Below are 13,847 nucleotides of genomic sequence, written 5' to 3'. Positions count from 1 at the left end.
TTAAGCAGGACAAAAAGAATTGAATGAGCAAAATAAAATGCGATAAAAAAGTAAGACGTAAAGCAGTAAATAAGCAAAAGAAAAGGTAAACACAATCATAAAGATTACCTCATTAGCGTTAATGGGTACATCTTATACCTGTGTTTACCTTTTCGTCTACTTTTTTATATGAAGACTATTCTTCGTCTTCATCTCCAAGCAATTCATCAAATTCTTCAGAGTCTAAAAACTCATCGAAAGCATCGGATACTGCTTCAAATTCGTCATCATCTTCAATGTTAACAAGATCAATGTCATCTTCACCGTTTTGAATAAATTGATAAAGATAAACTTCGCCTTCTTCACCACTATTTTCTGGTAATAAAGCAATGTATTCTTTTTCTCCACAAGGGAATACTGCGATAATATCGCAAACGACCTCTGAGCCATCTTCTAATGTTAAGGTAACCTGATCGTGATCTAATCCTTCTTCACAATTACAGTCTTCACCATGTCTATCCATTTTCTAATCCTCATTTCTACTAAAGTTGGTCCAATATAGGTTCCACTTCTTGACTATAACAGAAAGTTATGTAAATTGCAAGGTGGCGAATAAAATTTAATATTCTTAAAAATCAAAACACTTGTTCTTTAAATTGTATATGTTATAATTTAAACATATATTGACATAGGATCGAAATAATACTCTGATTGGAGCAGAAAATGAGTAAGCCAAATAATGAAACAATTAAAATATCAGTACGAAATTTAGTTGAATTTATACTTCGTTCTGGTGATATTGATAATACAAGAGGAACACGAGATGCTGATGCAATGCAAGAAGGAAGTAGATTGCATCGCAAGATTCAAAAAAGGATGGGTGCGAATTATCGAGCAGAGGTTCCGTTAAGTATTTCATTACCAGTAAGTAGGGATGGAGTAGATTTTGAGTTTATTGTGGAAGGTCGTGCAGATGGTATTATTCAACCAGAAATAGAGGATGGTCTTGTTGTCATTGATGAAATCAAATGTATGTTTCAAGATGTAAATACTTTAACTGAAATGATTCCTGTCCACCGAGCACAGGCCATGTGCTATGCATATATTTATTCAAAGCAATATGAACTTAAGCAGATAGGAATACAGCTTACTTATTGTCATATGGAAACAGAGACAATCCGAAATTTTGAAGAAAATTTTACTCATGAGGATTTGAGTATTTGGTTTGATAACTTAGTAAATGAATATTGCAAATGGGCATCTTGGCAGATAAATTGGCGTTCTTTGCGAGATCAGACGATTAAAAAGTTAGACTTTCCATTCATGTATCGACCAGGACAAAAGGATTTAGTAACTGGTGTATATAAGACAATTATACGAGATAAAAAACTATTTATTGAAGCACCAACCGGTGTTGGTAAGACAATTTCAACGATATTTCCAACATTAAAGGCGATGGGAGAAGGATTTGTTGAAAAGATATTTTATCTAACAGCTAAGACGATAACGAGAACGGTGGCAGAAGATACTTACCAGCTGTTAATGGAGAAAAATCTTAATTTAAAAGTAGTTACAATAACTTCAAAAGAAAAAATATGTATCTTAGATAAATCAGACTGTAATCCAATTTCTTGTGAACGGGCAAAAGGACATTTTGACCGTGTCAACGATGCAGTATTTGATTTATTAACCTATGAAACAAGAATTAGTAGGGATTTGATTACTGAATATGCTGCAAAATACTGTGTATGTCCCTTTGAAATGTGTCTTGATGTTACAACTTGGGCAGATACTATTATATGCGATTATAATTATGCCTTTGACCCCAATGTTTACTTAAGACGTTTTTTTATGAATGATAAAAAGCAAAACTATGTATTTCTAATTGATGAGGCTCATAATCTAGTAGACAGGGCTAGAGAGATGTATAGTGCTACTTTATATAAAAAAGACTTTTTAATTGCCAAGAAAATTATAAAAGACAAGTCAAAGTCTTTAGCAAAATATCTTGATGTATGTAATAATGACTTACTTCGTTTAAAAAAACTTTGTGATGAATGTGAAGTCCATGAAAATGTAGGAGATTTTGTCCTTCATTTGCTTCGTTTATTAAGTGAATTTGATGAGTTTTTTAAGGAAAATCGAATTGTAGAAGGCAAGGATGAAGTTTTAAATCTTTATTTTGAAGCCAATCATTTCTTATATATACATGAACTCTTGGATGAAAATTATCTTATTTATACGGATTATGATGAATCGGGAGAATTTCGTATTAAGTTATTGTGCATGGATCCGTCTAAGAACCTTTTATCTTGCATCAATAAAGGGAGAAGTGCTATCTTTTTTTCAGCAACCTTATTACCAATTCAGTACTATAAGGAACAGCTTGGTGGAAGTGAGGAAGATTATGCAATTTATGCTCCTTCTCCATTCGATTTATCAAAGCGTTTATTAATGATAGCAGATGATGTAAGTACAAAGTATACGAGACGAAATGCCCTTGAATATGAGAAAATCGTTTCGTACATCGAAGAATTTACAAAGGCAAAGTGCGGAAATTATTTTGTCTTTTTTCCATCCTATCAGATGATGAACCAGATTGCTGAGCTAGCAAAAGAGCGTCTTGAAGGGATAGAGATGCAAAAATCTAGCATGAGTGAAGAAGAGAAGGAAGAATTTCTATCAAAGTTTGTGGAAAATCCGACAAAAACTACAATAGGATTTTGTGTAATGGGTGGTATCTTTAGTGAGGGAATTGATTTGACAAAAGATCGATTAATTGGTGCTGTTATCGTTGGGACAGGCTTACCACAAGTAGGCACAGAGCGCGAATTGTTTCGAGGATTTTACGATAAGAGAAATGGAAGAGGATTTGATCATGCTTACTTGTATCAAGGAATGAATAAGGTGCTTCAATCTGCGGGAAGAGTGATACGAACCCTTGATGATAAGGGAGCTATCTTACTTCTTGATGAACGATTTTTAAATTCACAATATCGTAATCTCTTTCCTAGAGAATGGTTCCCTTATGAAATAGTAAATCAGACAAAGATGAGGGGATTTTTAGATGAATTTTGGAAAGATAATGAGAGTGTTAATGACAATTAATAAAGTTAAAAAGTAATGAATTAAAAGTTGAAGCACTAACTAGAATTAAAATGGGTGTTGTAAAATAAATTTACATGTTTTTTATGTAAACTGTTTTCCAACACCCTTTAATTTATACAATCATTCGTATTTGTTCCTTAGTACAGGATAAGCGCATATGTTTATGATAATCACCAAATTCACCATCGGTATGAACAATTGATGGATTTTTTGTTTTGATTTCAAGGGTATCACAATCAAAAAGTTGAACGGCTTTGGATAAAGTATGTTTTCCAAAGAACAAGGTTGGCATTAAAAATAAGATTTTCAGCTTAGAAATATTAGAAACAATGCAAACCGTTAATTTTCGATCGTTTGATTTTGCAGTTGGAGCCATTAATAGCCCCCCACCTTCATATTTATGAATCATTGATGCAATAAATATAACATTTTTTACTGTAATACTTTTCTTCCCATTGATGATAATTTCTGCATCTGTCGGTACGTTTTGGAATATTTGCTTTATGCCAATATATAAATACGTTAGTTTTCCTAAACCTATTTTATTTAACGTTTTCTTAGCCTTAGAACGAAGCGCTTCTTTACATACAGAAGCGTCATAACCAATGCCACAACTAACGGCAAATTTATGGGAAGTATTATTATCAAGATAAGTTATGATTCCGTGATCTATTGATTGAAAACGCTTTGGATTCAATATGTGTTCCAATGCTTTTTGTGGGGTTTTTGGAAGTTGTAATCCTCTTGCAAGGTCATTACTTGAGCCAGTAGGAATATATCCTAATACCACCTCTTTATATGAATCGATGCCATTTATTACTTCGTTTGCGGTACCATCGCCACCAACAATTATAATGTTTTTTATTCCTTGATTTTCTTCACAGATCTGTTTTGCAAATGTAGTTGCATGTCCAGGCCTCTCAGTAAAATATTCTTTATAATCAACATGTCTATGTGTTAGTTCTTCTTTTAATTGTTCCCATAAAATACGTGCTTTCCCAGTTCTGGAATGAGGGTTAATAATAAAATGATACATTAAGTAATCTCCTTTATATTAGGATAATATGATAGCAATGTATTGTTAGTGAAGGTATGCTAAAAAATAAGGGATCGCATTAATATTTGCTATATTTATATTATCTGATACCTAAAATAAAGTCAATTCATACGAGTATTTCATTAAACTTAAACAAAACTTAAACATGTATTGATAAGACATACACCGATACCATATTTGAACATACAATGATAAAGAATAATGATTCGTCTTGTGTATTGAGTAAGAGAAAATCAAAAAAATTTCCTCTTAGATTTGGTAAACGGGAAAGGAGACTATACTACATGAACAATCGGAGACAGATGTACTATAGAAGGAATTCTGCGATGAGGAATGTTTCGTATGAGGATAATAACAGTACCATAGCACCAGAACCATTGGTTGCTGCAAGTAATAACGATTTAGTTGATTGTACGAGTTGTGGAGAATGTCCTCCATTATTTGGCCGACATGCTCACAAGGATCAATGTAACGAATGTATAATGGTTAACGATATGCCAGGATTTGCATTGGCCATGGCATATGTGCCTTGGCAAACATTTAGAAATCTGTATAACGAGCATGATGCACTATGTAATGGTACAATATTCAAGGAACTAAATCTAGAATATCGCGGAAGGAGATGTAATTAATTATGGATAAGAATCGTGAAAAATTAATTCATTGCATCACCGAAGTAAGTTTTTATTTGGATGATTTAAGACTGTTTCTAGATACTCATCCTTGTGATCGTGAAGCTTTAGCAGTCTATGCCGAATTCCAAAAAAGACGTGAGGCGTTATTAAAAGAATATGAAGAGGTGTATGGTCCATTACGCTGGTATGGATATAATAATTCATGTGATATTTGGAATTGGACGCAATATCCATGGCCTTGGGAAGGAGTGTGCTAACCTATGTGGACTTATGAGAGAAGATTGCAATATCCTGTAAATATTAAAGAATGTAATCCTGAATTAGCAATGGTTATAATTACACAATTCGGCGGACCAGATGGAGAATTAGCTGCATCCATAAGATATTTATCACAACGTTTTGCAATGCCGTATCGTGAAGTAGCAGGGGTTTTAACAGACATTGGAACTGAAGAATTAGCACATTTAGAGATTATCTGTGCAATTGTACATCAGCTAACAAAGAATTTAACTGCTGAACAAATAGAAAACAGCCCGTTTAAAAATTATTATGTAGATCATACCTTAGGAATTTGGCCACAAGCAGCAAGTGGAGCACCTTGGATAGCAGCCTATATTCAATCAAAAGGTGATCCGATTACTGACTTGCACGAAGATATGGCAGCCGAACAAAAAGCTAGAACGACATACGATAATATATTGCGACTAGTACATGATCGAGATGTAAGCGATCCAATTCGTTTTCTTCGAGAGAGAGAAATTGTTCATTATCAAAGATTTGGAGAAAGCTTGCGTATAGTACAGGATAATTTAGACTCTAAAAACTTCTATGCTTTCAACCCTGCATTTAAAAATTGCAAGTAAAACAACAAGGAATATTATATTTAAGTGGCTATTGCAAAATACGAATTTGCAATAGTCACTTTTTAATTTGCACTCCCACAGGCGCATTCATCTCACATGGAATTTCGCCGCTAGGACGGCTGCACGGGCTAGTCACAGCTAGTTCTTATTACTGCTATCGACATAATTCATAAAAAAACCACCATATTTTCGCTATCTAAAAAATATGTAAAATATTGACATATAATATAGCGTATGTTATGAATAAATTACAGCAGTTCAATTAAGATCATACGTATTGGGAGATACGAAAAGCTGGAAAAATAAAAGAAAGGAAAGTGATGTTTATTGTTTGAGTAAAGTAAAATGTTTTCGTAAAAGATCTACGATGGAAAGCAGATGAAATCAACGAATGGTTTTCGAGCAAAGGTATCGAGTGCTCATCAAGAGAAGGAGGATTACATATGGCAAGTAAGGGGTTTAAAAAAGTAATTAGTGCTATATTAATGTGTACATTCATTAGTTCGTTTCAAAATGCTACACCAGTAAAGGCCGCAGTGCAAACACAAGAATATGATTGGAAAAACGTTCAAATCTATGGCGGTGGTTATGTTGATAACATCGTATTTAACCCTGGGGAGAAAGATTTAATTTATGCACGTACAGATATGGGTGGTGCATATCGATGGAATGAGAGCGGGCAATCATGGATTCCACTAACGGATTGGATTGGTTGGGAAGATTGGAATAACTTAGGCTGCGAAAGTCTTGCAGTTGATCCAATTGAAACAAATCGTGTATACATCGCAGCGGGTACATATACAAATGAATGGACGGATGATAATGGGTATATACTTCGTTCAGAGGATTATGGTGAGACCTGGGAGCAGACGGAACTCCCATTTAAAAATGGAGCAAACATGTTAGGACGTTCTATGGGGGAACGACTTATTGTGGATCCAAATAGTAATAATGTTCTTTACTTTGGCGCTCGTTCTGGTAATGGATTATGGAAAAGTACAGATTATGGTGTGACGTGGAATAAAGTAACTGGACTTACTGCAGTAGGTAATTATGCACCAACGGATGATGATCCATCATTGGCAGGATATGATAGCACATTAACAGGTGTTGTTTGGGTAACTCCTGATCCGACATCTAGCACGGCTGGAACTCCTTGTCAAACAATCTATGTTGGCGTAGCTAATAAAAAAGGACAAGATATGGTCTATAAAACAGAAGATGGTGGAGCTACTTGGGCAGCAGTTGCTGGCCAACCTAAGAATATTGTTGTTGCAGATGCTACAAACCCATCAAAAACAACAGGTTTGCTACCACATCATGGTGTATTAGCTTCAAACGGTGTAATGTATATTACTTATAGTGATGGAGTTGGTCCATATGACGGTCATAAGGGTGAAGTTTGGAAATATAACACTTTAACTGGTGTTTGGACAGAGATATCACCAATACCTTCCTCTAGTGGTGATAATTATTTTGGATATGGTGGATTAGCTGTAGATTCGTTAAATCCAGATACTTTAATTGTTTCTACATTAAACTCCTGGTGGCCAGATGCAAACTTCTTTAGAAGTACCGATGGTGGAGCAACATGGACACGTTTTTGGGATTGGAATGGTTATCCAAGTAGAACACTTCGTTACACACAGGACATATCAGAATCCCAATGGTTAACCTTTGGTAAAATACCTCAACCACCAGAACCTGCTCTTAAACTTGGTTGGATGATTGGTAATATTGCAATTGATCCATTTAATTCAGATCGAATGATGTATGGCACCGGAGCTACAGTTTATGGAACAAATAATCTTACAGATATAGATCATGGAGGTATCGTTGCCTTAAAAGTTGTAGCAAAAGGAATTGAACAAATCGCAGCGCAAGCTTTAGTAAGTCCAACAACTGGTACAGCACACCTTATTAGTGGTATGTATGATATCGGTGGTTTTGTTCATAAGGATTTAGACGAAGTACCAGAAATGATGATGCTGACTCCATTTCTTGCAAATACTTCAATCGATTATGCAGAATTAAATCCAACTCGATTTGTACGTGTCGGTAATGTAGATACAGGGAATAGTCCAAGAATCGGACTTTCATATGATACGGGAAATAACTGGTTTACACTAAACAATGCATGGACATCCAGTGCTACAGATACAACAGGTGGTGGAAATGTTGCTATGTCAGCAGATGGAACTAGCATTGTATGGGCACCAAATGGACAAGCAGTATATTATTCAACGAATACGGGATCTTCCTGGAGTAAAAGTACTGGAATACCAGCAGGAGCAAAAGTAGCTTCAGACCGAATGAATCCAAGTAAATTCTATGGATTTTATGATGGAACATTTTATGTAAGTACAAATAAAGGTGCAACATTTACAGCAACAATTACAACTGGATTACCTATTACAGCCAACATAAAAGCAATGCCTGGTATTGAGGGTGATGTATGGTTAGCTGGTGAAGGTGAGACGGGAGTTAGTGGTTTATTCCATACAACAGATTCTGGAACAAGTTTTGTAAAGATAACAGATGTTAATGGGGCATCTACCATTGGATTTGGTATGGCTGCACCTGGTGAAACATATATGGCATTATATACCTCTGCTAAAGTAAATGGTGTTAGAGGTGTATTCCGTTCAGATGATGCAGGAGCTTCTTGGATTCGTATTAATGATGATGGGCACCAATATGGAGTAACCAATGCAGCAATCTCTGGCGACCCAAGAATTTATGGTCGTGTTTATTTAGCAACTAATGGAAGGGGAATCTTGTACGCAGATATAGCAGAGAATTTACCTGCAAGCTCTAATATTTCTCCAACAACAGCAACCTTTGATAAAAACACTGAAAATCAGGCTGATATTAAGGTAACAATGACCTTCAATGGGAATACCTTAAGTTCTATATCTAATAATGGAATCCCTTTAACAGCAGGTACTGATTATTCAATTAGTGGAACGACAGCAGTTATTAAAAAATCTTATTTGGCACAACAAGAGATTGGAACATTGGCACTTTCCTTTACATTTAGTGCAGGTGCAAAACGGACACTTACAGTTAGCATTCATGATACAACAGGAGTGATCAGTGCAAGCATATCACCTAAAACAGCAGAATTTGATAAGAATACGGAGAATGCTGCGGACATCCATGTTACCATGACGCTGAATGGAAATATACTTACTGCAATTAAAAATGGCAGCTCTATATTGGTAAAAGGAACGGATTATACAGTGTCTAACGATGTTGTTACAATATTGAAAAGCTATTTGGCCGAGAGAAGCAATGGTTTGACTGAGTTAACGTTTCATTTTAATTCTGGTGCCGATTCAATACTTGCAATAACAATAAAAGATACGACCGCTGTTGAAACAGGTAATTTAAAAGTAGAATTCATGGGGACGACATCAGTACAGTCAAATGGTATTAATACAAAATTCCGCTTAACGAATACTGGCACTACACCGGTTCAGCTAACCAATATTAAATTACGCTATTACTATACGTTAGAGGGTACACAAGCACAGAACTTTTATTGTGATTGGTCTCATGTAGGAAATCAGAATGTTCTAGGAGCATTTTATCCGCTATCAAAAGCCACTGCAATGGCTGATACTTACTTAGAAATCGGTTTTACTACGACAGCAGGTTCACTTGCTGTCGGCCAAACAATTGAAGTACAAGGACGTTTTGCTAAATCAGATTGGACAAGTTATACGTTAACCAATGACTATTCTTATAAGTCAAGTGGTACTTCTTATGAACAATGGGATAAGGTAACCGCATATGAGAATGGAACGCTTATTTTTGGATTAGAGCCATAAAGTTTGGTGTGGTAAATGACTAGTATATAGAGTTATTTAATAAAAACGGGAAAGCCATGTAGTTAAAAACTAAGTGGCTTCCCCGGTTTTTCGCTGGCATTCTATTCTATTTCTATTTTATTGCTTTTTAAAAGTAAAAAAGTAAAAAATTTAAAATATTTTGATTTTTTTATAATCTATACAAACATATGTTTCTTTAGTAAAATAATAATGCTTATTTAGCTAGTTTTACGACATCTAGGAAGGACTTATCAAGAAATGTTATTTATCTTTATTCTTTTAATTTTAGTAGCTTTGTTGTTATTGCGTCTTGCTTTATTGCAATACCATAGTTATAAGATAAGGAAAAAAGGAGAAAAAGGGGAAAAATCAGTTCATAAGATTCTTGCTTCGCTTCCAAAAACAAAATACAAGATTATTGATGATGTATTATTGAAGGTGAATCAAAGAACGACGCAAATAGATCATATCGTAGTATCAAGGTATGGGGTATTTGTAATAGAAACGAAAAATTATAAGGGAACGATCACGGGGAACGAACATAGTGAACAGTGGACACAGTATTTGGCTGGTCAAACTTATTCATTTTATAATCCAATCAAACAAAATAAAACACATTTATATGCTGTATCAAGGTTCACCAAACGATATGAAAAGCTACCATTAGTTTCAATTGTTGCATTTTCAAAGAATAGTAAATTGCAAGTTATATCGGATACCGAAGTAGTGAATTTTGGGAGACTTTATAAAACCATACGTAAATATCGTAGAAAACGGATTTCAAAGGAAGAGATGTTATTTATTTATGAATCCATTTTAAATGCGAATATGACAAAAAAACAGGATCATAAGGAACATGTGCATTCCGTTAAATCAAATATTAAGGTATATGAGAAAAATATTAAAAAGCGTATATGTCCGCGTTGTGGATCTAAGCTGGTAAAACGAAAAATAAAACGTAGGAAAGCATTAATATGTAAGCGTAAGAAGAAGTGCGGTTTTATCTATTATTTATAGCTACATAGTATAAAAGCGAAACTAAAAAGTTCCAACTAAAAAAAACAAACTAAAAAACAGGAGCTAAATATCTTAAACTAAAAAAACAAATTATAAATGTCGAAATATAAAAAATGTCATAATATTAATTCATAAGGTGAAACTAAAAAAGCAAACTATATAAGCAAAAGAATATACGGCAATAAAAAGATGCCGAATTTACAATAAATTTAAAAAAAATAATATAAGGGCTACTCAAAATACAGTTCTATGTATCATACAAAATGTTTTTAATAACGAAATCTATTAAAACACTTGGTATTCTACATAAGAAATACTATTTTGTGTAGCCCTTTTTTTATATATTTATTATTTTTAATTTATTAAACTAGTTTATGCTCTAAACCCACGTCCGATGATTTCGCTTGTATTTGTGATTAAAATAAAAGCATCTGGTTCCGTTTGCTTTATATAGCGCTGAAGTTTAATTGCTTCTGCACGGCTCATAACCGTCAAGATTATTTTCTTATCATGATCTGAAAAGGCACCTCGCGCATCATACACCGTAGCACTTCGATTTAAAGTTTTTAGTATGTAGGAACAAATTGGCTTTGGGTCATCACATATGATAGTAAAATATTTGCAAAGATTCATGCTTTCTATCATGTTATCAATTACGGCTGATTTTAAAATTAAACCAGTCAAAGACAAAAGTCCTGTTTCCATACCAAACAGCGGAAATGTAGCTAGTGTTAAAAGTAAGTCTGTAGCAAAAAGTGCTTTTCCAATGTCAGTATTCGTATATTTTTTAAGTATCATTGCAATAATATCAGTTCCGCCAGTAGAGCCACCAAGATTAAATAAAATAGCAGCACCAACGGCAGGGAGTAATACAGCAAAAAATAGCTCAAGTATAGGTTCATTTGTAAAAGGCGCATTCATAGGATAAATTTTTTCAAGTAACGCTAATGCTCCTGACAATACAATACTTCCATATGCAGTTTTAAAACCGGTACCTTTTCCTAATACAAGGTAACCTACAACAAGTAATGCCATATTTACAATAAGTACAATCGTACCTGAACTTAGTGCACCATTTGTTATTTTACTAAAAAGAATGGCTAAACCAGTTACACCACCGATGGAATAATTGTTTGGAAATTTAAAAAAGTATACTCCTACGGCTACAAGTAAAACGCCAATGGTTAACCATAAGTATTCGTACCATAGCTTTAATGGTTCTTGTGAATTTTTATTCGGCATATTATCCTCTTTCTGTATTTGAACAAAAAAAAGACTATCAAGTACGAACAAGGCGACATTACAGTAAATGTTTCATTGTTATGTACAAGATAGTCGAATTCTTTCATTTACGCTTAGCGATTCATCTCGCTTTGTGGTCCTATATTTTTATGAGATGCGATAATCTTTTCAACTTCTCTATAATCAGTGGATGGTAAATCACCAGGAATAGTGTTTTTGATAGCACTTACTGCATTACCAATTTCCAATGCCTTTTGACAATCATTATAGGCAAGTAATCCGTAAAGAACACCAGACACATAAGCATCACCACTACCGATACGATCAATTACTTCAATATTTTCGTATGGAGGTTCTTCATAGAATGTATCATCTGTAGCATTATAAATCGTAGAACCAAAGGTATGTTTTTTTGGACTGATTACTTTACGTTCTGTCGTTGCAACAATAGAAACGTTAAATTCTTCTGTGTAAGATTTCATAATTTCTTTAATGGTACCTGTTTTTCCGAAGGTTCTTCTTGATGTCTCTTCAGAAACAAATAAAATGTCTACGTAAGGAAGAATACGTTCAATATATTCCTTAGCAGTAGCCTCGTCCCAAAGATTTGCACGATAATTTACGTCAAATGAAATTAAAGTTCCATTCTCTTTGAATTTCTTAATACATTCTACTGCAACTTCTCGTGTATTTTCAGAAAGTGCTAATGTGATTCCACATGTATGGAATAATTTAGTTGAAGTAAACATACTTTCTGGAATTTCATTCATTGTAATTGAATTAATGGAAGAGTTACTTCTATCGTAAACAACGGATGTCTTTCTTGGGTACGCCCCATTTTCATAATAATAGATACCTAGTCTTGCATTTTTACTTTCATCAAAAATAAGGTAATCATCACTTACCCCACAAAAACGGATATGGTTTTTTACATAAGTACCAATGTAATTTTGTGGAACTTTAGAAATGATTCCTGTACGAAGCCCCATCATTGATATGCCAGAAACGACATTCAATTCGGCTCCACCTGCACATTTTTCAAATGTATCGCCGCGAACGATACGTTCATTAGCAGGAGCTGATAATCTTAATAAGATTTCACCAAGTGCTAGCGCGTCAAATTCTCTATTTTCCTTCACTGTTAGCATAAAAACTACCTCCTAATTCAATTATGTAAATGCCTACAGATAGATAGCTTCATTATATAATAAATTACATTACTGGTCAATAGAACGAATAAGTTGCTTTATTATATGGAAAGATAGAAATAAATAAGCTAGAAATAAAAAAAGTTTTATTTTTAGTGTAACTTTTTCAATTTACGTACGAATAATAGGTGTCGACAAGAAAAAACATATATGACTATGAATTGGAAGAGGACTACAAAAAATTTAGAAATTAGTTTTAATGAGGAATAGGAGAGATTGATATGAGAAAAAATAAATTAGCAGTTTTAGCATTACTAGCGGTATTATCATTAAATGCTTGTGGAAAGAATAATGATAATGCAAATACAACAACGCCAGCACCAACAGAAACAGTTACAGAGGTTCCAACAGAAACTCCAACAGAAACTCCATCTGATGAAGTAACTGGTGGAGGTGAAGCAACAGACGGCGCACTTGTAAGTAACGAAGCTATCGATACATTCCATGCAAAAGTTAAGGAAATGGTAGGAGAAAATTATCTTCCAAGTATGGCTTATGACGCTACAAGATTAAAAGAAGTAGTAGGAATTGAGCCAGAATGGTATGATGCAGCACTTGCAGAAGGTCCAATGATGTCAGCACATGTAGATGAGTTAATTGTTATTCATGCTACAGAAGGTAATTTAGAAAACGTTCAAAATGCAATGAAAGCATACCATGAAACAATTCTTGCAAATACATTAAATTACCCAATGAACGTTCCAAGAATCCAAGGCTCTGTTGTTGAAACAGTTGGTGATTATGTACTATTTGTAATGGTTGGTAACATTGATGAAATGCAATATACAGAAGAAGATGAAATGGCAGCAGCATACAAAGAGCAAAATCTAGCTATCGTAGAAGAAGCAAAGACTATTTTAAAATAAATTAAATTAGCTGCTCGTAAGTATATCAATGTCGACACT

Annotated in this window: 11 protein-coding genes; 7 read left to right on the top strand and 4 right to left on the bottom strand. The window is 34.2% G+C overall.

Annotated elements, in window-relative coordinates; genetic code table 11:
• Window positions 1-175 precede the first annotated feature (175 nt).
• Window positions 176-502, bottom strand: a complete 327-nt coding sequence (locus BN4220_RS00760) for a DUF1292 domain-containing protein (protein WP_066712125.1) — start codon at window positions 500-502, stop codon at window positions 176-178.
• A 200-nt stretch (window positions 503-702) separates the two neighbouring features.
• On the opposite strand from BN4220_RS00760, the gene BN4220_RS00755 reads away from it, so the two are divergent.
• Complete coding sequence (locus tag BN4220_RS00755; RefSeq protein ID WP_066712122.1) at window positions 703-3,087, top strand: ATP-dependent DNA helicase; 2,385 nt, start codon at window positions 703-705, stop codon at window positions 3,085-3,087.
• 112 nt (window positions 3,088-3,199) lie between these two features.
• Here BN4220_RS00755 and BN4220_RS00750 read toward each other — a convergent pair whose 3' ends face one another.
• Window positions 3,200-4,123: a diacylglycerol/lipid kinase family protein gene (locus BN4220_RS00750; protein WP_066712119.1), complete on the bottom strand. Its 924-nt coding sequence runs from the start codon at window positions 4,121-4,123 to the stop codon at window positions 3,200-3,202.
• Window positions 4,124-4,470: 347 nt separating this feature from the next.
• Here BN4220_RS00750 and BN4220_RS20385 point away from each other — a divergent pair, with 347 nt between their 5' ends.
• The 5 genes from BN4220_RS20385 to BN4220_RS00725 all read left to right on the top strand — a co-directional run bounded on the left by BN4220_RS20385 (window position 4,471) and on the right by BN4220_RS00725 (window position 10,492).
• Window positions 4,471-4,776 carry a spore coat associated protein CotJA gene (locus tag BN4220_RS20385; RefSeq protein WP_066712116.1) on the top strand — a complete coding sequence of 102 codons (306 nt, stop codon included), beginning with the start codon at window positions 4,471-4,473 and terminating at the stop codon, window positions 4,774-4,776.
• A gap of 2 nt (window positions 4,777-4,778) precedes the next feature.
• Window positions 4,779-5,036, top strand: a complete 258-nt coding sequence (locus BN4220_RS00740) for a spore coat protein CotJB (RefSeq protein ID WP_066712113.1) — start codon at window positions 4,779-4,781, stop codon at window positions 5,034-5,036.
• Between the two features lie 3 nt (window positions 5,037-5,039).
• Window positions 5,040-5,642, top strand: coding sequence for a manganese catalase family protein (locus BN4220_RS00735; protein ID WP_066712110.1), 603 nt, complete (start codon window positions 5,040-5,042; stop codon window positions 5,640-5,642).
• Window positions 5,643-6,085: 443 nt separating this feature from the next.
• Entirely contained in the window at window positions 6,086-9,475 is a 3,390-nt protein-coding gene (locus tag BN4220_RS00730) for a X2-like carbohydrate binding domain-containing protein (protein WP_066712108.1), read from the top strand.
• Between the two features lie 258 nt (window positions 9,476-9,733).
• The gene (locus tag BN4220_RS00725) at window positions 9,734-10,492 is read left to right on the top strand and encodes a nuclease-related domain-containing protein (protein WP_066712105.1); all 759 of its coding nucleotides are present in this window, start codon (window positions 9,734-9,736) and stop codon (window positions 10,490-10,492) included.
• Window positions 10,493-10,864: 372 nt separating this feature from the next.
• On the opposite strand, the gene BN4220_RS00720 is transcribed toward BN4220_RS00725, so the two are convergent.
• Together BN4220_RS00720 and BN4220_RS00715 are read right to left on the bottom strand one after the other, a co-directional pair.
• Window positions 10,865-11,734 (bottom strand): YitT family protein, encoded by an 870-nt coding sequence (locus BN4220_RS00720; protein ID WP_066712103.1) that lies wholly within the window; start codon window positions 11,732-11,734, stop codon window positions 10,865-10,867.
• 113 nt (window positions 11,735-11,847) lie between these two features.
• Window positions 11,848-12,882, bottom strand: a complete 1,035-nt coding sequence (locus BN4220_RS00715) for a sugar kinase (RefSeq protein ID WP_197467871.1) — start codon at window positions 12,880-12,882, stop codon at window positions 11,848-11,850.
• Between the two features lie 281 nt (window positions 12,883-13,163).
• On the opposite strand from BN4220_RS00715, the gene BN4220_RS00710 reads away from it, so the two are divergent.
• The gene (locus BN4220_RS00710; protein ID WP_066712100.1) at window positions 13,164-13,808 is read left to right on the top strand and encodes a DUF4358 domain-containing protein; all 645 of its coding nucleotides are present in this window, start codon (window positions 13,164-13,166) and stop codon (window positions 13,806-13,808) included.
• Window positions 13,809-13,847: the final 39 nt, after the last annotated feature.

It is taken from the genome of Clostridium sp. Marseille-P299 (genome assembly GCF_900078195.1).
GTDB lineage: Bacteria > Bacillota > Clostridia > Lachnospirales > Lachnospiraceae > Lachnoclostridium.
This window is presented reverse-complemented; position numbering and strand designations above follow the sequence as displayed.